This is a genomic window from Neobacillus solisequens (genome assembly GCF_051233465.1).
Taxonomy (GTDB): Bacteria; Bacillota; Bacilli; order Bacillales; family Cytobacillaceae; genus Neobacillus.
Map to the genome: position 1 here is coordinate 129,366 of NZ_JBKFGJ010000010.1, position 25,142 is coordinate 154,507.

The 25,142-nt window shown below is 41.1% G+C and carries 24 protein-coding genes and 1 other annotated feature; of the genes, 20 read left to right on the top strand and 4 right to left on the bottom strand.

What is annotated here, in order from left to right; genetic code table 11:
* Positions 1–4 precede the first annotated feature (4 nt).
* The 3 genes from gabT (at position 5) to ACI3K6_RS11315 (ending at position 4,318) form a co-directional block, all read left to right on the top strand.
* The gene (gene gabT, locus ACI3K6_RS11305; protein ID WP_435554903.1) at positions 5–1,372 is read left to right on the top strand and encodes a 4-aminobutyrate--2-oxoglutarate transaminase; all 1,368 of its coding nucleotides are present in this window, start codon (positions 5–7) and stop codon (positions 1,370–1,372) included.
* 40 nt (positions 1,373–1,412) lie between these two features.
* A complete protein-coding gene (locus tag ACI3K6_RS11310; protein ID WP_335474628.1) occupies positions 1,413–2,831 on the top strand; it encodes an NAD-dependent succinate-semialdehyde dehydrogenase in 1,419 nt (472 codons plus the stop codon).
* A gap of 353 nt (positions 2,832–3,184) precedes the next feature.
* On the top strand, positions 3,185–4,318 hold the full coding sequence (locus tag ACI3K6_RS11315; protein WP_435554904.1) for an HAD family hydrolase: 1,134 nt from the start codon (positions 3,185–3,187) through the stop codon (positions 4,316–4,318).
* A gap of 436 nt (positions 4,319–4,754) precedes the next feature.
* On the opposite strand, the gene serA is transcribed toward ACI3K6_RS11315, so the two are convergent.
* Entirely contained in the window at positions 4,755–6,398 is a 1,644-nt protein-coding gene (serA, locus tag ACI3K6_RS11320; protein ID WP_435554905.1) for a phosphoglycerate dehydrogenase, read from the bottom strand.
* 146 nt (positions 6,399–6,544) lie between these two features.
* Positions 6,545–6,757 (bottom strand) — a binding site (T-box leader).
* A 278-nt stretch (positions 6,758–7,035) separates the two neighbouring features.
* On the opposite strand from serA, the gene ACI3K6_RS11325 reads away from it, so the two are divergent.
* The 3 genes from ACI3K6_RS11325 to thrB are packed head-to-tail and all read left to right on the top strand — an operon-like array spanning position 7,036 to position 10,302.
* Positions 7,036–8,331, top strand: a complete 1,296-nt coding sequence (locus tag ACI3K6_RS11325) for a homoserine dehydrogenase (protein ID WP_435554906.1) — start codon at positions 7,036–7,038, stop codon at positions 8,329–8,331.
* A complete protein-coding gene (gene thrC, locus ACI3K6_RS11330; RefSeq protein WP_435554907.1) occupies positions 8,328–9,398 on the top strand; it encodes a threonine synthase in 1,071 nt (356 codons plus the stop codon). Before ACI3K6_RS11325 ends, thrC begins: the two co-directional genes overlap by 4 nt.
* A complete protein-coding gene (gene thrB / locus ACI3K6_RS11335; RefSeq protein WP_435554908.1) occupies positions 9,385–10,302 on the top strand; it encodes a homoserine kinase in 918 nt (305 codons plus the stop codon). Before thrC ends, thrB begins: the two co-directional genes overlap by 14 nt.
* 32 nt (positions 10,303–10,334) lie before the next feature.
* Here thrB and ACI3K6_RS11340 read toward each other — a convergent pair whose 3' ends face one another.
* A complete protein-coding gene (locus ACI3K6_RS11340) occupies positions 10,335–10,478 on the bottom strand; it encodes a hypothetical protein (protein WP_335478513.1) in 144 nt (47 codons plus the stop codon).
* 124 nt (positions 10,479–10,602) lie between these two features.
* Here ACI3K6_RS11340 and ACI3K6_RS11345 point away from each other — a divergent pair, with 124 nt between their 5' ends.
* From ACI3K6_RS11345 to ACI3K6_RS11400, 12 genes are all read left to right on the top strand, one after another.
* The gene (locus ACI3K6_RS11345) at positions 10,603–11,352 is read left to right on the top strand and encodes a glucose 1-dehydrogenase (protein ID WP_435554909.1); all 750 of its coding nucleotides are present in this window, start codon (positions 10,603–10,605) and stop codon (positions 11,350–11,352) included.
* Positions 11,353–11,440: 88 nt separating this feature from the next.
* Positions 11,441–14,689 (top strand): winged helix-turn-helix domain-containing protein, encoded by a 3,249-nt coding sequence (locus ACI3K6_RS11350; RefSeq protein WP_435554910.1) that lies wholly within the window; start codon positions 11,441–11,443, stop codon positions 14,687–14,689.
* Between the two features lie 141 nt (positions 14,690–14,830).
* Entirely contained in the window at positions 14,831–16,009 is a 1,179-nt protein-coding gene (locus ACI3K6_RS11355) for a substrate-binding domain-containing protein (RefSeq protein ID WP_435554938.1), read from the top strand.
* Positions 16,010–16,081: 72 nt separating this feature from the next.
* Complete coding sequence (locus ACI3K6_RS11360; protein WP_435554911.1) at positions 16,082–16,837, top strand: ABC transporter ATP-binding protein; 756 nt, start codon at positions 16,082–16,084, stop codon at positions 16,835–16,837.
* Positions 16,830–17,537, top strand: a complete 708-nt coding sequence (locus tag ACI3K6_RS11365; RefSeq protein WP_435554912.1) for an ABC transporter ATP-binding protein — start codon at positions 16,830–16,832, stop codon at positions 17,535–17,537. The genes ACI3K6_RS11360 and ACI3K6_RS11365 overlap by 8 nt, the downstream gene beginning before the upstream one ends.
* Positions 17,538–17,555: 18 nt before the next feature.
* Positions 17,556–18,416: a branched-chain amino acid ABC transporter permease gene (locus ACI3K6_RS11370; protein ID WP_335478525.1), complete on the top strand. Its 861-nt coding sequence runs from the start codon at positions 17,556–17,558 to the stop codon at positions 18,414–18,416.
* 5 nt (positions 18,417–18,421) lie between these two features.
* On the top strand, positions 18,422–19,420 hold the full coding sequence (locus ACI3K6_RS11375; RefSeq protein ID WP_435554913.1) for a branched-chain amino acid ABC transporter permease: 999 nt from the start codon (positions 18,422–18,424) through the stop codon (positions 19,418–19,420).
* Between the two features lie 12 nt (positions 19,421–19,432).
* Entirely contained in the window at positions 19,433–19,612 is a 180-nt protein-coding gene (locus ACI3K6_RS11380; protein WP_335478530.1) for a hypothetical protein, read from the top strand.
* 15 nt (positions 19,613–19,627) lie between these two features.
* Complete coding sequence (locus tag ACI3K6_RS11385) at positions 19,628–20,641, top strand: 3-oxoacyl-ACP synthase (RefSeq protein WP_435554914.1); 1,014 nt, start codon at positions 19,628–19,630, stop codon at positions 20,639–20,641.
* Between the two features lies 1 nt (position 20,642).
* Positions 20,643–21,545, top strand: coding sequence for an intracellular short-chain-length polyhydroxyalkanoate depolymerase (phaZ, locus tag ACI3K6_RS11390; protein ID WP_435554915.1), 903 nt, complete (start codon positions 20,643–20,645; stop codon positions 21,543–21,545).
* Positions 21,542–22,282, top strand: a complete 741-nt coding sequence (fabG, locus tag ACI3K6_RS11395; protein ID WP_435554916.1) for a 3-oxoacyl-ACP reductase FabG — start codon at positions 21,542–21,544, stop codon at positions 22,280–22,282. Before phaZ ends, fabG begins: the two co-directional genes overlap by 4 nt.
* Before the next feature lie 110 nt (positions 22,283–22,392).
* Positions 22,393–23,886 carry an acyl-CoA synthetase gene (locus tag ACI3K6_RS11400; protein WP_435554917.1) on the top strand — a complete coding sequence of 498 codons (1,494 nt, stop codon included), beginning with the start codon at positions 22,393–22,395 and terminating at the stop codon, positions 23,884–23,886.
* A 30-nt stretch (positions 23,887–23,916) separates the two neighbouring features.
* On the opposite strand, the gene ACI3K6_RS11405 is transcribed toward ACI3K6_RS11400, so the two are convergent.
* Both ACI3K6_RS11405 and ACI3K6_RS11410 read right to left on the bottom strand, forming a co-directional pair.
* Positions 23,917–24,216 (bottom strand): spore coat protein, encoded by a 300-nt coding sequence (locus ACI3K6_RS11405; RefSeq protein ID WP_435554918.1) that lies wholly within the window; start codon positions 24,214–24,216, stop codon positions 23,917–23,919.
* Complete coding sequence (locus ACI3K6_RS11410) at positions 24,213–24,419, bottom strand: hypothetical protein (RefSeq protein WP_335478544.1); 207 nt, start codon at positions 24,417–24,419, stop codon at positions 24,213–24,215. Before ACI3K6_RS11410 ends, ACI3K6_RS11405 begins: the two co-directional genes overlap by 4 nt.
* A gap of 105 nt (positions 24,420–24,524) precedes the next feature.
* Between ACI3K6_RS11410 and ACI3K6_RS11415 the strand changes: the two genes are divergently transcribed.
* Positions 24,525–24,755 (top strand): spore coat protein, encoded by a 231-nt coding sequence (locus ACI3K6_RS11415; RefSeq protein WP_335478546.1) that lies wholly within the window; start codon positions 24,525–24,527, stop codon positions 24,753–24,755.
* Between the two features lie 13 nt (positions 24,756–24,768).
* Positions 24,769–25,128 (top strand): spore coat protein, encoded by a 360-nt coding sequence (locus tag ACI3K6_RS11420; RefSeq protein ID WP_435554919.1) that lies wholly within the window; start codon positions 24,769–24,771, stop codon positions 25,126–25,128.
* Positions 25,129–25,142: the final 14 nt, after the last annotated feature.

Here is a 25,142-nt window from a genome sequence, read left to right on the forward strand (position 1 = left end):
GAAAGTGGAAAAGAAATTTGTTAAGCTTCAAACTGAAATACCTGGTCCTAAGTCAAAGGAAATTTTAGAACGAAGAAATAAGTATGTACCTAAATCAATCAGCAATAACTGTCAATCTTTTATAAAAAAAGCACAAGGGGCCCTTGTTGAAGACGTTGACGGTAATATCTATATTGATTTTGCTGGTGCTATTGGAACACTAAACGTCGGGCATTCCCATCCAAAGGTGGTAAAGGCTATTCAAGAACAAACCAGTGATTTTATCCATCCTGGTTTCAATGTGATGATGTATGATTCGTATATTACACTTGCTGAAAGACTTGCCAAGCTCGCACCTGGCGATCATGATAAGCAGGTTGCCTTTTTTAACAGCGGCGCTGAGGCTGTTGAAAATGCAGTTAAATTTGCTAAAAAGTATACGAATCGTCAAGGGGTCATATCATTTACAAGAGGCTTCCATGGCAGAACGTTAATGACTATGACGATGACCAGTAAGGTAAAGCCATACAAATTTGAATTTGGACCATTTGCTCCAGAGGTTTATAAAGCACCATACCCTTATACTTACCGTCGTCCGGATGGATTGACTGAACAGCAATATAGCGACATGATTATTGAACAATTGGAAACATTCTTCCTTGCTGAAGTTGCACCTGAAACAATTGCAGCCATTGTAATGGAGCCGGTGCAAGGTGAGGGAGGCTTTATCGTGCCTGATATCGCCTTTGTTCAGAAGGTAAGAGAGATCTGTACAAAACATGGCATCGTATTTGTTGCAGATGAGATTCAAACTGGTTTCGCACGTACAGGCAAAAACTTCGCAATTGAACATTTTGGCGTTGTACCGGACTTAATGACGATTTCCAAATCAATGGGTGCTGGTGTACCGATTAGTGGCGTCATTGGCCGCACTGAAATTATGGATGCAGCAAATGTTGGAGAAATTGGCGGAACTTATTCTGGAAGTCCATTAGGCTGCCGTGCTGCCCTTGCTGTACTGGATATAATCGAGAGTGAAAACCTTAATGAGCGTGCTGAAAAGATTGGAGCAAGATCTATTGAAAAAATGCAGCTGTTAGCAGAGCGCTTTGAGGCAATCGGAGATGTACGCGGTCTTGGTGCGATGGTTGCCATGGAACTTGTTAAGGATCGTCAGTCAAAAACTCCTGATAAAGAAGCCGTTTCAAAAATTGTTAAAGCGGCCGGGGAGCGCGGACTGATGTTATTAAGTGCGGGGCTATACGGCAACGTTATTCGTTTGCTCATGCCATTAACCATCACAGACGAACAGTTAGAGGAAGGGTTACACATTTTAGAGGAAGCCTTTGAAGCTGTATTTTTGAATGATTCTGCAGTAGCGTCAGGGAGGTAGGGGCATGGATTCAGTAAAGCAAAAATATCAAATCTATCCAATGTATCTTGATGGAAAATGGGTTGGCAACGATTATGAAGTTTTTACCGAAGTTACTAATCCTGCGACACAGGAAGTATTAGGGGCAGTTCCAACCGGTGGTGCTTATGAAGCGGAAAAAGCTGTTGATGCTGCCCATGAAGCCTTTAAAACTTGGTCGAAAAAGACGGCAGGCGAGCGTTTCGATATCCTAATGAAATGGTATCATTTGATTGATGAGCATAAGCTTGAAATTGCCAAAATCATGACAATGGAACAAGGTAAACCGTTAAAAGAAGCACTTGGAGAAGTAATTTATGCCAACAGCTTTATTTCCTGGTTCGCTGAAGAAGGGAAACGTGTATACGGTGAAACTGTCCCAGCATCTGTCCCAAATAAAAGGATTTTAATAAGAAAAGAGCCTGTGGGGGTAGTAGCGGCGATTACTCCTTGGAATTTCCCAGCGGCTATGATTACACGCAAGGTTGGTCCGGCATTAGCTGCAGGCTGTACTTGTGTTGTAAAACCAGCGAATCAAACACCATTAACTGCTTTAAAAATGGCTGAATTGGCCCATGAAGCAGGATTACCAGCTGGTGTTCTTAACGTCATCACAGGAAGATCATCAGAGATCGGTGATACTTGGTTAAAGGATCCGCGCGTAACAAAAATTACGTTTACAGGATCAACAGAAGTAGGTAAAACGCTAATGCGCGGAGCGGCTGAAACGGTGAAGAAAGTGTCGCTTGAGCTTGGCGGTAATGCTCCATTTATTGTTATGGATGATGCTAATTTAGAAAAAGCTGCGGCCGGTCTGGTTCAATCAAAATTCCGTAATGCGGGACAAACATGTATTTGTACGAATCGTATTTATGTCCAAGAGGGAGTAAAGGATGAGTTCGTAAAACTGTTCCAAGCCGAATTGGAAAAAATGAAGGTCGGAAATGGCTTGGAAGAAGGAACTGATATCGGTCCATTAATCGATCAATCAGCCAAGTCAAAGGTTGAAGCTCTTTTAAAGGATGCGCTTGAAAAAGGTGGTAAAGTGGCCTATTCAGGACTAGCACCTGCTCATGACAATGGCTATTTCCATGCTCCAACAATTTTAACGGACATTAATGATGACATGGAGTGTATGAGGGACGAAATCTTCGGTCCACTTGCTCCAATTGCAACGTTTAAAACAGAGGAAGAAGTAATCGAACGTGCTAATAATTCCCAGTTTGGCTTAGCTGCTTATGTCTATACGGAAAACCTAAGCAGATCATTTAGAATCACTGAACAGCTGGAATATGGAATCGTTGGTTTGAATGATGCTCTTCCATCAGTTGCACAAGCACCGTTCGGCGGATATAAAGAGAGTGGTTTAGGACGCGAAGGCGGACACGGAATTGAAGAGTTTTTAGAGGTAAAATATATTTCAATCGGATTAGATATTTAAATAGGAAGAAAGCCGTGCAAAAAGGGGTCTTGCACGGCTTCTTTGATTGCTTTTTTGAATCACTCAGGTATCGATAGAAGCATGATCCCCCGGTTCTATATCAATGAGCTTTTAAGACATCTTCCTTATTATTAAAGCCCATGTCACGACTTAAATATAAATATCCATGCGTTAACAAAACTTTTTTGCACAAGCTTTTTCTGGTCTTCATTTTCAGGTGGGAGGGCCTTTTTGCCATGTGATAAAACACCCTGTTTAAAATGTCAAACGAATTGAACGATTTTCTTTTATTAAAGGTGTTTGCTGTGGTACGATAACGTGTAAAAGTATATATAGAAAAGGAGGAGTAGAAATTGTTTAAAACAATTTTATTTGACGTAGACGGGGTGCTCCTAAGTGAAGAACGGTACTTCGATGCCTCCGCTCTCACTGTTTGGGAAATGCTCACTAGCCGCAATTACCTAGCTCTTGCCCCTAAAAACTTTAAAACCACCTACAACGAGGACGAAATTCTAAACATTCGAAACCAAGTATTTGTTAACGACAAGGTCCTTAAACTCATGAAATCCCGTGGCCTTAACGCCAACTGGGACATGATTTACCTATCTTTCACTCATCAACTCATCCACCTGCTATCCCAAATCAAGGATAAGGAAATGGAAAAAGTAGCGAGATGGTGCCAGGTACCGATCAATCGTGAAGTATTATTAGAAATAGGTCATGTACTTAGCCATTATCAGGTTGAGCTGGATTTTGAGTTATTTTTAACGGAATTTGGACGTACAAATGCTGTAAAGCAGGAACTCCTAAACTATTTAAATGAATTGGCAGGGGAGAAGCTTGGAGTAAAAACAACCAGCTTTGAAAAAGGTGATCTTTGGTTTGTATGTGAGCATGTGTCACAGGAATGGTATGTTGGGGATGATAATATCGTCGCTTCAACAGGGAATCCTTCAGTGCAAACTGGGAAGGCAGGGTTTCTTGCCAATGAGACCACCCTTGCACCTAAGCAGGATATTGCCGGGCTGTTTGAATTCCTGATTGCTTCAGGAATTCAAATTGGGATCGGCACAGGAAGACCTGAATTGGAAACAATTGAGCCATTCAAACACTTAAAATGGCTGCCATACTTTGACCAAAATAGAATTGTAACGGCAGATGATGTCTTAAAAGCAGAACAAGCAATTCCAAAATGTAGCTCTCTATCCAAGCCACATCCGTTCACTTATATTATGGGGCTTAAAGAAAAGAAAGCAACGGTTAAAGAGTGTCTGGAAACTAAGCTCCCGATTGACAATGGTAATTCTGTTTTAATTGTCGGCGATTCATTAGCTGATCTTTTAGCTGCACGACAGTTGGGAAGTAAATTTGCTGCAGTATTAACCGGTCTGTCCGGACAAGATGCCAGAAGTGAATTTGAGGAGAACGGTGCAGATTATATATTAGATTCAGTGGTAGATTTGCGGGGTCTCTTGGAGACTATGTGATTGAAATAAGCAGGAGAAGGGTCGCCAATGAGGGTTCTTGGCGACTGTTTTATTGATAGAAGAGGAGAAAGGGTTGCCAATAGGGTCTCTTGGAGACTGTGTGATAGAAATTAACAGCTGAACGGTCGCCAATATGCTATCTAGTCGACTTGAAAAGTTAAGATGACGAAACCTCAGTAGCCAATTACTGCCTTTTAGCTAAAAATAGAGTAATTTTGTATTCATAGAGACGATTTTGGTTAAGGTCGTTATGAAGGCGTCATAAAGCCCGCCGAAGCCAAAAAAGTAGTATCAAGTTCGTTATGAAGGCCCCATAAAGCCCACCTAAGCCAAAATAGGAGTTCCTAGGTCGTTATGATAGATTCCACACCCATACACCCCGCCCCCAAAAAAAGGAACGCCCAACCAAGGCGTCCCCCAATCTGATTCTATTAAATTACCTGCTTTCCACCTTCTGCGGCTCAACACGATCTGCATCAAAAGAGTCCACGTTGCTCAACTCCAGTAAGCGTGCTTCATCTAAACCTTCAATCATCGTTAGGTCAGTGATTACATCCGCATTCAAGGTTTTATCTAGCGTCAATACCATGATCGCTTCTCCGCCAACCTCTGTTCGACCAACCTGCATTGTTCCGATATTAATCAGGTAATTGCCTAATAATGATCCTACTTTACCGATCATACCCGGAACGTCCTGGTGCTTAATATATAGCAAATGCTTCTCAGGCTTCACGTCAATGCGGTATTGATTGATTTTTACAATCCTCGCGCCGTAGCCATTTAATACGGTAGCACCGATCTTTGCCGTCTCTTCCTTATGTGTAACAACTAGCTCGATATAGTTAGCAAAGCCCTTATTGCTAGGATTTTTCGCGACATTGTACGTTACACCTTGCTCTTTCAATAAGTGCAATACGTTAATTAAATTAACAGAATCACTTAAATGATAGGAAAGAATGCCACGCAAAATGGTGCGAGTTAATAGTTTCGTATCTTCATCCACTAAGTCGCCAAAGTAATTGACTTCAATTTTCGTAGGCGCTTTTTTCCTTAATAATTGCACAGCTAATTGTCCAATTTGATCGCCTAGCAGCAAATATGGCTGCAGTTTTGCCTGTGCCTCACCGGACATTTGTGGCATGTTGACTGCATTTTGAATGGATTGTGTCTCAAAGATTTCAATGATTTCTGCGCTTACCTCCTGAGCAACCTTTTCTTGTGCCTCAACAGTGGAAGCACCAAGGTGTGGAGTGACGATAATATTTGGATTTTGCAATAATTCTGGATCCGCTACTGGTTCTTTTTCAAAAACATCAAGGGCGGCCCCGGCGACATGGCCGGATTGAATGGCACGTACCAATGCTTTTTCATCAATAATTCCACCACGGGCACAGTTGACAAAACGTACGCCTTTTTTAGTACGGCTTAAAAATTCATCATTAATAATGCCGCGAGTGTCATTCGTTAATGGTGTGTGAATCGTGATAAAATCAGCTTCCTCCGCAATCAAATCTAGGCTTGCTTTCGTAATGCCCAGTTTTTTGGCACGGTCTTCAGTCAAATATGGGTCAAATCCCAAAATATGCATGCCAAAGCCTTTAGCACGTTTGGCGACTTCAGTACCGATTTTTCCCATCCCTACAACACCAAGTGTCTTTTTATATAATTCTACACCCTTAAAGGAATTGCGGTCCCATTCTCCAGAAGTAGTTTTTAAGTGGGCTTGTGGAATTTTTCGTGCTAGTGAAAGCATCATCGCCAAAGTGTGCTCGGTTGCTGCGATCGTATTGGCGCCAGGTGCGTTAATAACAATAATCCCTTTGCGAGTAGCGGCGTTAACGTCAATATTATCAACACCAACACCTGCGCGAGCGATCACCCGAAGGTTCCCTGCTGATTCTAAAAGTTCCTCGGTAACCTTTGTTTGACTTCTCACAATCATAGCGTCATATTCACCGATAATGGTTTTTAGTTCCTCGACTGGCAGAGTTGGCTGCCTTTCCACTATAAAATTGGGATGGTCCATTAAACTTTGTAAACCTGTGCTGCTAATTCCGTCCGTTACTAATACCTTATACATGATTAATCTTTCCTCCTTTGTTATTTTCACTTTTTAAAAATGTAAGTGACATTTGCATCCATCCTTTCTATTTTTCGCCTTGAAGATTATGAGAAAAGTAATGTATAAAAACAAAACGTCCCCCATAACAGACTAATAGTCATGTTATGAGGGACGTGGATTAACGTGGTGCCACCCTCTTTTGCTGCATAAAGATACCTGCAGCCTCAGTTACATAACGGTTTTACCCGGGCATGCCTACTTCAAGCGTTTCAGCTGCCAGTTCAGAAGGGCTGGCTTGATAAGACCTGGCACCGGTTCGCAGCGACCACCGGCTCTCTGAGGCCATTCCTTATTGCCGTCTTCATCATTACTGTTTATCATATATAGAATAACGCGAATAAATTGAAATTTCAAAAATCACATTAAATATAGGCACTATTCTACATGGAAAACTTCAAGATTGTAAAGAGATAAAGTAAAAAAATTTTTCGAAAAATTTTTAAAAAAATAGGAATCTTGATTTAACTAGGTAGTAAGCGATTACAATGTAAAACAATGAAAACATATCTATTGTAAAAAAATGAATAGAATCATATAATGTCTACAACAGAAATACATTTGTTCACTGCAGGTAGACAGAGCGGAGGGGTAACAGGTGAAGGCCATATCGATTGGGTTGTTAGGATTAGGCACGGTTGGTTCGGGTGTAGTTCAAATTATAAAAAATCACCAGGACAAACTCATGCATCAAGTCGGTTGTCCGGTTGTCATAAAAAAAATTCTTGTTCAAGATGTACAAAAGCCCAGACCGGTGGAAATCGATCCTGGACTTTTGACAAATAATGCTGATGAGATTCTATTTGATAAAGAAATCAATGTCGTCATCGAGGTAATGGGCGGCGTGCAGGATACGAAAGATTATTTAATTACGGCATTGCGTCAAGGGAAACACGTGGTAACAGCCAATAAGGATTTGATGGCATTACATGGCTCAGAGCTGTTGACAGTTGCTTCCGAGCATGGCTGCGATTTATTCTATGAGGCGAGTGTGGCGGGCGGAATTCCAATTTTAAGAGGTTTAGTCGATGGTCTGGCTTCTGACCGAGTTACGCAGATGATGGGGATTGTAAATGGTACAACCAACTTCATTTTAACGAAAATGAGTAATGATGGGTGCTCCTATGAAGAAGTTCTGAAGGAAGCACAGCAGCTTGGCTTCGCCGAAGCCGATCCAACATCTGATGTCGAAGGATTAGATGCTGCACGGAAAATGACGATTTTAGCTACCTTGGGTTTTTCCATGCACATTGATTTAGAAGATGTAAAGGTACAAGGAATATCAAAGGTCACGGATGAAGATATCCGTTATGGAAAACAATTAGGTTATACGCTGAAGTTGATTGGTTATGCCCACCGGGAAGGGGAAAAGGTGGAAGTCAGTGTTGCCCCTACATTCCTTTCAGATAACCATCCGTTAGCCTCTGTACAAAATGAGTATAATGCTGTTTATGTGTATGGGGAAGCAGTGGGAGAAACGATGTTTTATGGACCTGGGGCAGGAAGTCTGCCAACCGCAACAGCCATTGTCTCGGACTTAGTTGCTGTCATAAAAAACCTAAGACTAGGTGTGAATGGAAAAAGTGCAGTAACTCCGCAGTATCCTAAACAATTAAAGGATGACTGTGAAAAGTATTCCAAGTATTTCCTTCGCATCCATGTTCAGGATGAGGTTGGGGTATTTGCAGATATTACATCCATTTTTGCAAAACATGGCGTCAGCTTTGAAAAAATTCTACAATTGCCAATTAAGAAACATGAAACATCTGAAATTGTGTTAGTGACCCATCATGCTTCACTAACTAATTATGATCAAATTCTACAAGAATTAAATGATTTAACTGCAGTAAAAGAAATAAAAAGTGCATATAGAGTGGTGAGGAAATCATTATGAGATGGCAAGGATTATTAGAAGCGTATAAAGAATATTTACCAATTAGTGAAGCAACTCCAAAGTTAACATTAAACGAAGGGAATACTCCGTTAATTAAACTCAAACGCCTTTCTGAAGAATGGGGAGTGGAGCTTTATGTAAAAACGGAAGGAACGAATCCAACCGGGTCTTTTAAAGACAGAGGAATGGTCATGGCTGTAGCCAAGGCCTTGGAAGAGGGAAGCAAGACGATTATTTGTGCTTCCACTGGAAACACGTCAGCTGCAGCGGCAGCCTATGCTGCACGTGCCGGTATTAATTGTATTATCGTCATCCCTGAAGGAAAAATTGCTATGGGGAAACTAGCTCAAGCGATGATGTACGGGGCTGAAATTATCTCTATCGAGGGCAATTTTGATCAGGCATTGCAAATGGTTCGGAACATCAGTGAAACGGAGCCTATTACCCTTGTTAACTCGGTTAACCCGTATCGTCTTGAAGGGCAAAAAACAGCCGCATTTGAAGTTTGCGACCAATTGGGTTTTGCCCCTGATATTTTAGCAATCCCCGTAGGAAATGCCGGTAATATCAGTGCCTATTGGAAAGGTTTTAAAGAATTTGCCGAGAAAAAAGGTACAGGCTTGCCTCGCATGTTTGGATTTGAAGCAGCGGGTGCAGCTGCTCTTGTCCATAACAGGGTATTTGAAAATCCAGAAACGATTGCGACTGCAATTCGAATCGGAAATCCTGCAAGTTGGGATTTGGCAGTTGCCGCTGTCCAAGAATCGGATGGTCAGTTTGATGAAGTAACAGACGAAGAAATTTTGGCAGCTTACAAAAAGCTTGCATCATCAGAGGGTGTATTTGCTGAACCGGCATCATGTGCTTCTATTGCAGGGGTTTATAAAAGTATTCAGTCTGGAAAAATTGCCAAAGGATCGAAAATTGTAGCGGTTCTTACCGGTAATGGTCTTAAGGATCCGGATACAGCTATAAACAATAGCCTTGTTAAACCAACTCAATTGGCAAATGATGAACAGGCAGTGAAGGACCATATTCAAGGGGTTGTCCTTCATGCCTCAAAATAATCGGTTCATCATCAAGGTGCCGGCCAGTACGGCCAATTTGGGCCCTGGATTTGATTCCATTGGAATGGCCTTAAACTTATATTTAACCTTAGAGGTTGAAAAAAGCGATCACTGGTTCTTCACCTCTGATTCAAATGAGTTAAAGGATCTACCAACTGATGAGCAACATTTTATCGCACAGGTAGCCATTCAAATTGCTAAGAAGTTCGGGAAAGTCTTAGCACCATGCAAGGTGAAAATGGAAAGTGAAATTCCGTTGGCTAGGGGTTTGGGTTCTAGTGCATCTGCAATTGTAGCAGGGATTGAGCTTGCTGATTTAATTGGAGAGTTAGGATTAACCAAACAAGATAAGCTGTTTTTAGCTACTGAGATGGAAGGACATCCTGATAATGTCGGGGCTTCAGTATTTGGTGGTCTTGTGATTGGCTGTTATGTACAAAATAGAGTAGATATGCTGTCATTCACCAATCTTCCGATAGAAATTGCTGTGGTCATTCCAAAGGAAACGTTATTGACCAAGGATTCACGAGGTGTGCTACCTGAGACATTCTCACGTAAAGATGCCATCCAAGCATCTTCAACAGCAAACCTCTTAGTCGCCGCTTTGTTAAAGGGAGACTGGGAGTTGGCAGGAAAGATGATGCAACAGGATTCGTTCCACCAACCCTATCGTAAGCCGCTGATTCCTTTCTATGAAGACATAGAATTTACTGCTAAATCAAATGGAGCTTTTGGGGTAGCATTAAGCGGTGCTGGGCCGACCATGATTAGTTTCATTGAAAAAGGCAGCGGAAAACGTTTGGCAGATGGATTACAAATCCATTATCCCGAAATGACAGTGAAGCTTTTGCAAATTGATTACGAAGGTAGTCGGGTTGTTGAGGCAGAAAAATTTGTAAAATAGAAATGGGGCAGCTTGCATAGCTGCCCTTTCCTTTACCCTTTAATCCCATGAAGCCACTCCTTATAACATTCCTCACAAAGGGTTTCATCTCTTTCCTGATTTGCAGAAATAAAGGAAACATGATGAAACTTTGTATCCTCAATTTCATCTGAACAATAAAAGCAAGTTTCAATCATTAAAATCCTCCTTGTAAAATTAATTAATTTAGTTTTTTCAGGAATTACTGTATTTATAACTGGAGAATTTTTGTTAGAGTAGGGGTATGTATGATTAGAGACAATGGAAAGGGAGCGAACCAAAATGAGTATTTTAAATAAAGTAATCGTTGTAACCGGTGCAGCAAATGGCATTGGGAAAGGTGTTGCCCAAGCTTATGCTGAACAAGGAGGCAAAGTGGTTCTTGCTGATATGGATGCCGTGGCCGGACAAAATCTGGTGCAAAGCATCAAAGAACAGGGGGGAGAGGCCATTTTTATCAAAACAGACGTCAGATCTGAGACAGATATTATCACCCTTTTTGCTACAGCAAAACATACATACGGAACGGTAGATACACTAATTAATAATGCGGGTAAAAGTGAGTTCACTCCTTTTTATGAGTTAACCATCGAGCAATGGGACGATGTGATCAACACCAATTTACGAAGTGTATTTCTTTGTTCAAGAGAAGCGGCCAAAATTATGCGCGATCATGCTCAAGGCGGCTCAATCGTAAATATTGCTTCTACAAGGGCCCTGATGTCAGAGCCAAATTCCGAAAGCTATGCTGCTTCAAAAGGAGGAATTGTTGCGATCACCCATGCGCTCGCTGCTTCTTTAAGCGATGACAGGATTACGGTAAATGCAATATCTCCAGGGTGGATTCATACAGGGGATTACGAAAAACTAACTCCAATTGATCATGAACAACATTTATCCAAACGGGTCGGGCGACCAAGTGATATTGCCAGAGCATGCCTCTATCTGACCGCAAAGGAAAATGACTTTGTAACAGGTATTAACCTCATCGTTGATGGGGGCATGACGCGGAAAATGATGTATGAGGAATAGAACACTGGGATATTTCTCGGACAAGGAGCCAAATGTGTGGTAAAATAATGTAAAAATTGTGAAAATTTATTTTAGGAGGCCAGATTCAATGAAGCTTCCGATCATTCAGACAAAGCTCCGTATCCCAACTGTCAAAGATGATTTAATTCGAAGGGCAAAGCTTACGCAAAAATTAAAGGGCATTTCTAAATATCCTTTAACGATTATTCATTGTGCTGCAGGCTATGGAAAAAGTACAGCTCTTGCCTTGTTTATTAAGGATGAAGGCATGGACTGCAGCTGGTATTCGATTTCATCATTGGATGATGATATTCTGCCGTTCCTCTCTCATATGATCCATTCGATTCGAAGGATGGCCCCTGATTTTGGTACAGAGCTATTGAACTATATTGAAACAATGGACCGCTTTATTCGCAATGAAGAGATAAGTCTATTATCTTCCTTGTTTATTAACGAAGTCCTTGAAACTAACCATGAAATTACTTTGATATTGGATGATTTTCATCAAATTGAACAGTCCTATACGATCAATGCCTGGATGGAGAATGTATTGGAGCATATGCCTGACAATTTACATCTTGTTATATCTAGCAGGAGCCGCCCAGTTTGGAAGTTGCTGACTAAAATGAAGGTTACGAGTCGACTTTTAGAGATCTCAAGAGAGGATTTAATCCTAAACATCGAGGAAATGGAATTATTGTTAACCGATCTTTACGGATTAGAACTGGCCCCCAATCAATTACAAATGATTTATAAAATGTCAGAAGGTTGGGTTATTGCCTTGTGTATGATTGCCCAGCAGCTTCCCCTAAAAAATGACATTTCTGATTTGTTTGAGCATTCATCCCAATCCCTACAAGACTTTTTTCAATACTTAGTTATGGAAGTGTTTTCAAAACAACCGCCCATCATTCAGCAATTCTTGGAACAGACTGCCATTTTTGAGGAAATAGAGGAGAAACTGTGTGCCGAAGTGACCGGAATACAGGCAGCAGGCGGCATGCTTGAGCAATTAAAGGATCGGAATTTATTTATTCAAAAAATAGGCCCCAACCACTACCGTTACCATGCCTTATTTAAAGAATTTTTAGAAGATAGTTTCCAAAAAAATCATCCTGGCCAATATGCTGTATTTCATGAAAAATGTGCTCGGTATTATGAAAAAGAAGAGTTATGGGAAAAGGCGCTATATCATTATAAAAAAATTAAGCATGTAAGGGCGATGGCTGCTATTTTACAAGAAAAAGGTTTTGGTATGCTAGGTGGCGGGATGCTTGAAAGTCTAATGGATTTATTGAAGATGATTCCTGATACGGAGATGGAGAGATATTATGTACTCTGGTTATTAACGGCAGAGGTTTATCGCTATCGTTCCCAATATCATGAAGCAGAAATGTGCTACGATAAAGCATTCTCAGGGGCTCAAAAGAGGCAGGACCATTTGGGAATGAGTAAAGCGCTAGAAGGAAAAGCAATGATCTATTTAGACACAATCCAGCCGTTTCATGCTGAAAAGCTTTTATATGAGGCCATTCAATATCGTGAAAGATGCTCGGGTTTGATAGAAGAGAACGGTAAGTTGTATGAGTTATTATCTGAAAACCTTCTTAATTCCGGTAAGGCAAAAAAAGCAGAAAAGTGGCTGGAGAAGGCAAAAAAATTAAATATCTCCAGTTTTGATAGTAATTTGGAAGCAAGGCTATATTTAAGGACGGGGCGCTTTGAAAAAGCAAAGAATCTGCTTTATTTGAAAAAGGAAGAAATAAAAATGGTTGAGCTGATGTCTTTGCCACAAGCTCATCGGGAGACGGATTTATTATTAGCGTTAATTGAAGCTTTTACGGGGGAAGGGGAAAATGCAAAAAAGCTTGCACAGGCAGGAATTCAGCAAGGGAATAGTTTGAAGGCCCCTTTTGTAGAGGCATGCGGTTGGATTCGGATGGGGCATGCCGTTCAAATATTAAATAAATATGAGATTGAATTAGCGGAAAAATGTTATCAAACAGCTTTGGAAATTATGGAGGAGCTTCACATTGACCGTGGGAAAGCAGAACCGTTAATGGGGCTGTGTATCCTATATGGCAAAAAGGGTGAATTTGGACGGGCCATGGTGGCAGGTAGAAAGGCCTTGCAGGAAACGGAAAAGGCTCATGATGTTTGGCTTTCTGCCCTGATCATTCTTTGTATGGGAATCGCTTGTGTTTATAATGAACGCTATGCAAAAGCACTTGTTTTTTTAGAGCAAGCAGACGAGTTATTTGAAAAATGTGAGGATTCCTATGGACAGATGCTGACGAAGTTTTGGCGATCATACCTCTATTTTCTTGAGAAAAAGCAAGATTTATTTAAGGAAGCCATTCAACCTTTTTTAAGTTTGGTTCAATTACATGAGTATGATTTCTTTTTCCATAAACGCTCCGTGTTCAGCCCAAACGATTTACAAGTGTTTGCTCCACTTCTCTTGGAATCGCTTAAACTAGGTATTCAGAACAATTTTGCGGCAAAAACACTTGAAGAGATGGGAATCACAACGTTAGATTCGCATCCTGGCTACTCCATTCGCGTTCAGACCCTTGGCCAATTCAAAATCTGGATTGGCGATAAAGAAATTGGCGATAAGGACTGGCAGCGTGAAAAGGCAAAGGAAATTTTTCAATTATTGGTGACGAAGTATGAGCCTTTAGCCAAAGAACAGATCCTAGGGATTCTGTGGCCAAATCAAGATAAAAAAAGTGCTGATCGGGATTTTAAAGTAGCATTAAACAGTCTCCATCATGTATTGGAGCCTGGACGAAAGGCGAGAACCGATCCCTTTTTCATTATCCGAAATGGCGGTTTTTATGGCATGAATCCACTGGCAGTCGTTGAATTGGATATGGTCAAGTTCCAGGAATGGCTTCAAATAGGTCTTAATGAATTGGATCATGATAAGGCCATCGAGTACCTAGAGAAGGGTTTGCGCTTATATTATGGGGATTATTTGCCAGATCGGCGATATGATGATTGGTGCATTGGGAAACGCGAAAGCTTGATGGTCTATTTTTTACGCGGGGCTGAAAAAATGGCACAAATTATGGTTCGCAGGGAGAATTATGATAAGTCCATTTATTGGTGTGAGCAAATTTTAGCAAGGGATCAAACATGGGAGGAAGCCTACCGATTAATGATGTATTGTTATTATCGGAAAAATAATCGGCCGCAAGCCATGAAATGGTACCAAAAGTGTTTAGAGGTTTTAGAAGAGGAACTAGGTGTGACTCCACTAGAGCCAACAAAGCATATGTACGAAATGATTATTGATTCGGAACAACTCCAATATTCTCCGAAGCAGCCTTAGATTAAGGGCTGTTTTTTTTTGTAACTTTTTTGCAACTGCTCTTATTTATTCTGAATTCAAGCATGACCAAAGACTACAAAAAGTTAAGGGGGAAGAAATGTGAGGAGAAAGTGGGCATTATTAGGTTTCCTTATTTTTACGATGCTTTTTGCAAGCGCATGCAGCTCTGATAAATCTTCAACAGAGTCAGGGGGCAAAGCAGGAAAAAAAGATCCAGTTAAAATTGGCGTTCTTGCTTCTAAAACAGGAGCTTTAGAGTCTTACGGAAAGCAAACATTAAGAGGATTTGAACTAGGGCTTGAGTATGCGACAGATGGAAAGATGGAAGTAGCCGGAAGAAAGATCGAGTTTATCGTAGAAGATACTGAAACAAAGCCGGAAGTTGCTGTGCAAAAGGCAACCAAACTACTAGAAGAAGATAATGTGGATTTCCTAGTAGGATCGTCAAGCTCTGCGGATACATTGGCTGTCTTGCCGCTCGCTGAGGAATATCAAAAAATTATGGTGGTAGAACCAGCCGCTGCTGATAGTATTACAGGCTCAGAGTTTAATAAGTATATGTTCCATTCAGCACGTAATTCATCTCAAGATGCCATGGCCGGAGCGGCCGCCATTGCGAAAAAAGGTGTAAAGATTGCAACACTTGCTCCTGATTATTCTTTTGGTCGTGATGGAGTAGCTGCCTTTAAAGAAGCTGCCAAAAAGCTGGGGGCACAAATTGTCAAAGAAGAATATGCGGATCCGACCGCAACAGATTTCACGTCCAATATCCAAAAAATTATTGATGCCAAGCCGGATTACCTATTCGTGGTTTGGGCTGGAGCTAACTCTCCATGGAAGCAAATTGGCGATATGAAGGTTCAGGAAAAAGGAATCAAAATTTCAACGGGAGCCCCGGATATTGCTGCACTATCAACCATGGAACCACTTGTTGGGATGGAAGGGTTCACTGTGTATTATCACGATCTGCCTAAAAATAAAATCAATGACTGGCTTGTAGAGCAACATAAGAAAAAATATAACGGTGAGGTTCCGGATTTATTTACTCCAGGTGGAATGAGCGCAGCGATTTCAATTGTAGAAGCATTAAAGAAAACAAATGGAGACACAGATGCAGATAAACTTATTGAGACGATGGAAGGGATGAGTTTTGATACGCCGAAAGGAAAAATGACCTATCGTCCGGAGGATCATCAGGCATTACAACCCTTATACGCGATTAAACTCGAGAAAAAAGAGGGCGTTTCTTATCCAGTGCCTGTATTGATTAGGGAATTAACTCCGGAGGAAACGGCACCTCCGATTCGCAATAAAAAGTAATAATGGTGAAGGGGTTACTTGGTACGCTATGGCTAGCCCCTTCCTTATTTTTAAACACAAGGTGGTGAACGAATGGCAACATTAATTGAAACTAATGATCTGTCGATTACTTTTGGCGGTCATACAGCAGTAGATTCTGTTAATATTTCTGTTCCTGAAAAGCATTTTAAGTCGATCATAGGTCCGAATGGGGCAGGTAAAACAACATTCTTTAATCTTTTGAGTGGTCAATTACAGCCGACAAAGGGAAAGATTTTTTATAGAGGAAAGGACATTACCGCTTTTTCACCAACCAAACGAACGAGAGCCGGGATTGGCCGCTCCTTTCAAATCACCAATGTTTTTCCAAATTTAACCGTGCTTGAGAATGTGAGATTAGCCGTTCAATCACGAGCAGGAGTCCGTTATCAGATGCTATTCCATTATAAAAAATATCGGGATTTTGAAAAAAAAGCACTAGAATGGCTCCGCCTTGTGCTTTTGGAGGAAAAAAAAGATTCTCTTGCCAGTAATCTGGCCCACGGGGAAAAACGAAAACTCGAAATGGCGATGCTTTTGGCATTGGAGACAGAGGTTCTATTATTAGATGAGCCAACCGCTGGCATGTCCCTTGAGGAAGTACCAGCGATTCTAAAAGTAATTAAGCGGATCAAGAACCAAGGGAATCGGGCCATAATCTTAATTGAGCACAAAATGGATATGATATTGGATCTATCGGATTCGGTCATGGTGTTATTTAATGGAAGGTTATTAGCGGATGGAACACCGGAGGAGATCATGAAGAATGAAACCGTCCAGTCTGCTTATTTAGGAGGGCATTATGAGTAGCCTATTGAAGCTTAACGAGATCGAGACTCATATTGGACAATACCATATTCTTCAAGGGGTATCCTTCGAAGTAAAACAGGGCGAAGTAACGGTTTTGCTTGGAAGAAATGGTGCGGGAAAAACAACTACATTAAGAACGATTATGGGCTTAAATCCAGCTTCTAGTGGAAGTGTCGTTTTTAAAGGAGAACCCATTCATGCGCTGCCAACCTATAGCATTGCCAAAAAGGGAATTGGATATGTTCCCGAGGATCAAGGAATCTTTGCCGGATTGACTGTTGAAGAGAATATGAAGGTGGCAATTCAGAAGGAGAATCAGGAAACGGTTAAGCGAATGGAGTGGATATTAAAGTTATTTCCGGATTTAAAAAAGTTTTGGAAAAAACCAGGTGGCCTGCTCAGTGGTGGGCAAAAGCAAATGTTATCAATTGCCAGAGCCTGTGTAAATGAAAATGAGCTGCTGTTAATTGATGAGCCAAGTAAAGGACTAGCACCGATTGTAGTCGAGAAAGTAATGGAGTCCATCCTCCAAATGAAGGACCAAACCACAATCGTATTGATAGAACAGAATTTTATGATGGCAAGTACAATTGGTGATTGTTTCTACATCATTGATGATGGCAGAACGGTAAACCATGGAACGATGAAGCAATTAAAGGAAGATGAAGAAATGAAACGAAAATATTTGGGAATTGCCTAGGAGAGGAGGAAAGCTTCCTTGGACTTGTTTATGAATTTAGCATTAAATGGCTTGGCAACGGGCATGCTGATTTTTTTATTGGCCGCCGGCCTAACTCTCATTTTCGGCTTAATGGATGTATTAAATTTTGCCCACGGCGGGTTATTCGCCTGGGGAGCATACAGTGGTCTTTGGATTTATTCGAAGACAGGCAGCTTTATCATCGGAATTATCGGGGCTATTATAACTGGGTTTATTCTAGGGGTCATGATGGAGAAATGGGTGATAAAACCAGTTTATGGGAACCATGTTCAGCAGATTTTAATTACCCTGGGACTCATGATGGTCTTGTCAGAAATGCTAAAGGTTATTTGGGGTCCAAACCAGATAACTGCAGCACCCCCAAGCTATTTGAAGGGAAGCTGGGAGATTGGGGATATCAATATTATTAAATATCGTGTGTTTATTATTTTAATAGGCCTGCTAATCTTTTCCAGTGTGCAATTTATGCTAAAAAAAACAAAAATCGGACTCGTTGTTCAAGCTGGTGTTATGAATAAGGAAATGGTTCAGGCACTTGGCATTAATATCCAAAGAGTCTTTATGTTTGTCTTTATGATTGGCGCTGGGATGGCCGCACTTGGCGGTATGTTGCTTGGCCCATATTCCGGGGTGATCCATGCAGGAATGGGAATGGAATTTGCGATATTAGCCTTTATCGTTGTAGTTATTGGCGGAATGGGAAACTTTAAGGGATCTGTATTGGCAGCTATTTTAGTAGGACTTTCTGGGGCGTTTATGGCTTACTATGTCCCGGATTTATCATTGGCGGTCAATATGATGTTGATGGCTGTCGTCTTAATTATTCGGCCACAAGGCCTGTTTAGTGCAAAGGGGTGAGGGAAATGAGAAGATTTGCCGATAAAAGATGGAATGGTATTTTTATTATTCTTATTGTGTTCCTTTTCCTATTACCCTATGTTTATGAATCTAGAAACCTATTGATCCTATTGACCCAAGTGTTTGTATTTTCAGTGTTTGCCATGAGTTATGACTTGCTAATCGGCTTCACAGGTATTGTTTCGTTTGGTCACGCGATGTACTTTGGGATTGGCGCCTATTCATTTGGAATTTTTATGAAACGGTTTGAGCCGGAAATGGTCTACTTTTTGTGGGCGGTTCTCACAACGGTAATCTTAACGGCTGCCGTCAGTTTTCTTGTAGGTTTGTTAACTTTACGTTTGAAAAGCCACTTCTACGCCATGTTAACACTATCGTTATCTGGTTTATTTATAGTCCTTGCAGAAAAATGGCGGAGCTTAACCTTCGGAAATGATGGGTTTACCTTCAGAGTTCCGGAACTTTTTATTGATCGTACTAACTTTTATCTTCTGTGCCTTATCCTCATGGCCGTTGTTTTCTTTGCTTTAAAACGATTTACTAATTCTCCGTTAGGACGTGTGCTGCAGGCAATAAGAGAAAACGAACAAAGGACAGAGTCGCTTGGTTTTCACGTTCTCCATTATAAAATTACCGCTAGTGTTGTTTCTGGTATTCTAGCCGGGATTGCCGGAATTTTATATGCGATTTCCCTCCGATACGTCAACACGAGTGTTTTTTCCATGGACATTACCTTAGATGCCCTTTTGATGACGATTATTGGCGGTGTGGGAACACTGATTGGAGCCATTATTGGAGCGGGAATTATTGAATTCTCGCATCACTGGTTAACCGGGCTGGCAAAGGAGCATTGGATTTTCGAGCGATGGATTATATTCTTTGGGATTATTTATATCTTAGTCGTCATGTTCTTTCCGCAGGGCATTGTCGGAACGCTAAAGAAAATAACCTGGAAACGCAAGAAAAGCCTTGCAGTTAAAAAAGAGCAAAAGGCTGCGAGCTAAAAGGAGGGACAAATGAACACAAAACAAATTGCTTCTTTCGTTGTCCGCTTTCAAGTAGCTGCTGTGGAGAAGAAAACTGGGAACAAGCAATGGCGAATAAAGGTAACACATGTCCAAGCGGAAAGGGAAACGCTATTTGAGTCTATCGATGAGGCGATGACTTTTATGAAAAAAATAGCAGAAGATTCATAGAGGAGGTTGTGATGGTTGCAAATTGGTATACTCAGCACCGGAACTTATTTACCAAAAGGCGTGATGACTGGGAAAGAAATTGCAGAACTAGCAGGTCTTCCAGTTGGGATTGTCGAAGGGAAAATGGGAATTAAGAAAAAACATATTCCCGGATCAGATGATCATACATGTGAAATGGGAAGGATTGCGGCCCAAAGGGCAATTGAAAAAGCGGGCATCGACCCCTTAGAGATTGATCTGGTGATCTATATTGGGGAGGAACACAAGGAATATCCTCTTTGGACGGCTGGAATTAAGCTTCAGGAGGCGCTAGGGGCCTATCGTGCTTGGGCCTTTGATGTTGCCCTTCGCTGCAGTACAACGGTGATGGCCTTAAAAGTGGCTAAAAATATGATGATAGCTGATCCGAATATTCAAACGGTCCTGCTTGCGGGCGGCTATCGGAATGTTGATTTCATTGATTACAAGAATCAGAGAACAAGATTTATGTATAATCTTGGTGCCGGTGGCGGTGCCATTTTATTGAGAAAGGATTATCAAAAAAATCTGCTGCTAGAAACCGAGCTCATTACGGATGGGTCTTTTTCAGAAGATGTTGTGGTTGTTGCCGGTGGGACCAAGCATCCAATCACTCATGAAGCACTTGACAGACGGCTAAATACACTGGACGTCCTTGATCCTGTTGGAATGAAGCAGCGGTTGGAGCAAAAGTCGATGGGTAATTTTTTAAAGGTGATTCGGAAATCCTTACGAAAAAGTGGATTTTCTGAGAAAGAGATCTCCTATTTAGCGATGCTGCATATGAAGCGTTCGGCACATGATTATGTACTAGCCCAATTAGGTTTGGTAGAGGAACAATCGATTTATCTGGAGGATTTCGGCCATATTGGTCAAATGGATCAAATATTATCTTTAGAGTTGGCATTAGAAAAAGGGAAAATAAAGGAAGGCGATGTTATTGTTTTTGTCAGTGCCGGAATCGGCTACGCTTGGGGAGCCACAACGATTAAATGGGGGCAGGGTGAATAGTATGAGTGAAGTGATCATGAAGGAAGTACTTTTACCAAATGGGGAAACTTTGGCCTATCAAGAAAGAGAAGGCGGAGACATAAAGGTATTATTAGTTCATGGAAATATGACCTCTTCTAAGCATTGGGACCTGGTAATCGAAAACATGGATGATAAATTTAAAGTATATGCCGTTGATTTAAGAGGTTTTGGACGTTCAAGCTACCATCAACTAATTATGTCTATTAAAGATTTTTCAGATGACATTAAGCTGTTTGTTGATCAAATTGGATTATCGAATTTCGCGATCGCCGGATGGTCAACTGGTGGTGCAGTTGGAATGCAATTTGTTGCTGATTATCCCGGTTATTGTAATAAGCTGATATTACTTGCTTCCGCATCAACTAGAGGATATCCGCTGGATGGGAAATTGACGGAAAATGAAGTGCCACGCAGATTGACAATGCATGAGGAAATTAAGCAAGACCTTATGCGGACCATTCCTATTCAAACCGCTTATGACACCAATGATGTCGCCATGTTAAAACTAATTTGGAATTCGGTGATTTATACACATAATCAGCCGGAGCCTGACCGTTATGAGGAATATGTTCAGGATATGCGGACACAGCGTAATCTGGCCGAGGTTTATCATGCCTTAAATACGTTTAATATCAGCCACCTGTCTAATGGTTTAGTTGAAGGTAACGGGAAAGTAGATGCTATCCATGTGCCTGTATTAGTTCTCTTTGGTGAGCGGGATATGGTTGTGATAAGGGAAATGACGAACGAATTGATTGCGGATTTAGGGAAGAAAGCAAAAGTGGTTGAATTAAAAAACTGCGGACATTCAGCTTTAGTAGATGACCTGCCGCAATTATTAAATGCGATGGAGCAATTTTTGGATCGTGAGGTACAAGTATGAGACTACAAGAGAAAGTGGCCATTATTACGGGCGCAGCTAATGGGATAGGTTTGAAGGCTGCTGAGATCTTTGCCCGTGAAGGAGCAAAGGTAGCCATGGCTGATTTCAATAAAGAACAAGGGGAAGAGCGTGCAAGTGAACTTCGTGAACAGGGATATGAGGTTCGTTTTTTCCAGGTGAATGTTTCTGATCGCCAAAGTGTAGATTCTATGATTGAACAAGTAATTGATCAATACGGTGATATTGAAATTCTCATAAATAATGCCGGAATAACCCGAGATGCCATGCTGGCAAAGCTAACAGCAGAGGATTTTCAAACTGTCTTGGATGTTAATTTAACGGGGGTATTTCACTGCACTCAGGCTGTTCTGCCTTCCATGATCGCAAAGGGAAAAGGAAGAATCATCAATACATCGTCAGTATCTGGAGTTTATGGAAATGTTGGGCAAACCAACTACGCTGCCACTAAAGCTGGTGTGGTCGGGATGACAAAGACATGGGCAAAAGAACTCGGGCGTAAGGGGATTACGGTTAACGCGGTTGCTCCCGGATTCATTGAAACTGGAATGACCGCCAAAGTTCCTGAGAAAATCCTTAATCAAATGAAACAAATGGTGCCGCTTGCCCGTTTAGGTAAGCCGGAGGATATTGCGAATGCCTATCTATTCCTCGCTTCTGATGAAGCAAATTATATAAACGGAACCGTTTTGCATGTTGATGGTGGAATTATGATGTAATCAAGAGCGGCCCATGGTGGTCGCTTTTTTTATGGAAATAGGTATGTAACTTCTCTGTAACTAACAGCAAGTAAGATAATTCCATCTACTAGTGAAGGAGCGATTGTTCGGTGATGTGGGAACTGGATTGGCTTGAAAATCGAGCAAGATTATCCCCAAACAAGAAGGCCATTATAGAGGAAGTGACAAATAAAGCTTGGACATTTGCAGAGTTAAATAATCGGGCTCGGTCCGTTGCCGGTTGGCTAAAGCATAATGGCGTAAACAAAGGGGATCGGGTAGCCTTGCTTGCTCCTTCCCATTTATGTTATTTTGATTTACTCTTTGCCTGTGGAAAAATTGGTGCAATTTTTGTGCCGCTTAATTGGCGGCTTTCCATACATGAAATCATGGAGATCATAGAGGATTGCGAACCAGCAATGATTGGAATTCATCAGGAATTTCGTGATCGATATCATCCATTGGCCAAACAGGTGCCAGAATCGTTTTATATAGGCAATGAGGAATATGAAAAAATAGCTGTATTTCAAGGTACTGCTGGTTTTATAGATGATATTGATGAAGCCGACCCGCTGGCGATGATTTACACGGGAGGTACAACTGGTAAACCAAAAGGAGTTGTTTTAAGCCATCAATCTATCTTGTGGAATGCTATGAATACCATAATCAGCTGGGGGTTAGCTGAAGATGAAGTAACTATTAACTATATGCCAATGTTCCATACGGGTGGATTGAATGCATTAAGTATACCCATTCTAATGATTGGCGGTACGGTTGTCATCGGGGGGGCATTTACGGGGGTAAAGGCGGTGGACTCTATCAATCGATATCGCTGTACAATCATTCTTTTAGTTCCTACGATGTATCATATGCTCATCCAAACAGAAGAATTTCAGAGAAGCAGCTTCCCAACAATGAAAATTTTCTTATCCGGAGCGGCACCTTGCCCATTAACCGTTTATGATGCCTTTCTAAAAAAAGGTCTAGCTTTTAAGGAGGGCTACGGGTTAACTGAAGCCGGTCCGAATAATTTTTATATTAGTCCGGAGCAGGCAAAAATGAAACGAGGCTCAGTGGGGAAATCGATGTTATTTAATTCCGTGAAAATTGTCAAACAGGATGGGGTAGAGGCAGAATCAAATGAAGTGGGAGAAATTTTAATAAAAGGAAAACATTCTTTTTCGTTGTATTGGAACAATGACCGCGCCACACGGGAAACGTGGAAAGATGGCTGGATTCATACGGGGGATCTGGGAAAAAAAGACGAACAGGGCTTTTATTATATCGTTGGCCGTAAAAAGGATATGATTATTACAGGCGGAGAGAATGTTTATCCACTCGAGATTGAGCAATGGCTAAACGCACATAGAGCAATCGATGAGGTTGCAGTAATTGGTTTACCAGATCCCAAATGGGGGGAAATGGTTACGGCTTTCATTGTGCTAAAGCCATCATGTTCGATTAAGGAGGCGGAATTAATAAGCTATTGTGAGGTAAAGTTGGGAAGATACAAAATTCCAAAACAATTTGTGTTTTTAGAAGAATTGCCGAAAACCCATGTGGGCAAAATTGATAAAAATCAATTAAAAAATATTCAAGTATAAAAGGAGAACTCTACTGGGGGTTCTCCTTTGTCATTTCTGAGCAAGATTCAAAGCTGTTTCTGATATGCTTAAATCCAGCTGTAGTTGTTCACTCAAATCATGCGGGTGATAGTATCCTTTAGCTATCATGTAATTAATAATTTTCTCATGGGTGGCAATCGCCGTATTCATCTGTTCCCGTAACGCTGCTTTTAATTCTGGTGTAGTAGTTTCGGTAATGGCCACTGCATAATTTCTTACCGCTGCTTTTGCAGAAATCAGAAAGTCAGTCGCTATTACCTGATCTGTCAATCCACCCATCCCCATGATGTTTTGGATTAATCCATTCACTCGTTATCCCTCCGATCCGTTAAAAACTTTTGTAGCTCCTGAATATGCTGAATTCCCACCGTTACATCATCAGCCAGAATCGTTTGCAATTCGACATCTTGAGCCAGTTTACTCATTGTTGCTGCCTTGGTTAAACAGAGATTTTTAAAAGCAAGCAACTCATGAAGATCCAATGTTTCATGAAGAGCCAAATGCTTTGTCATTGCTGCTGCCCCCATTCGAACGTGATTTTTCCTTTGTTATCCTTTCAAAATTAACTCTTCTTTATACACTCTGTATAAATGAAAAACATTAGGGGGGAAAATACTATGATAATTATTCAGGAGGGTATCAAAATGACAGGTTTGGCACCACATGAAACAATGGAAACCCATGAAATGATTAATTTTAAGACGGTTTGTTTATTAAAATCCAAACTAATGATGGGAATTTGTTTTGATAATGAATTGAAATCCCTCATGGAAAAAGATGTTCTGCAATCAAAGCGAGATCTTAATGAGTTGATTCAATTTTATAAGCAAAGCCAATTATTACAATAAATGGGGTGAAAAAATGGAGGATTATTTAGATCCGCGAAATGCAGAAGGAATGCCCAATTTGGCAGATTCCGCTTTTGCCATGGACTTTTTGCTAGGTATTAAAACTGGAATTCGAAATTATGGATTTGCTATCACGGAAACGGCCAATCCAGAGCTACGCAGGATGCTCCATAAACAAATGGAATCAGCGATTGATCTGCATACTGAAGTTTCAAACCTGATGATAAAAAAAGGCTGGCTGAACCCGCATAATCTAAAGGAACAATTCCCCGTGGATTTAAAATCTGCTGAAACAGCCATCCAAATTTCTGAATTGAAGTTATTTCCAAGTGATACAGACCGCCTTGGCATGTTTGCGACGCCAAATAAATAAAGGAGGGTCCAGCG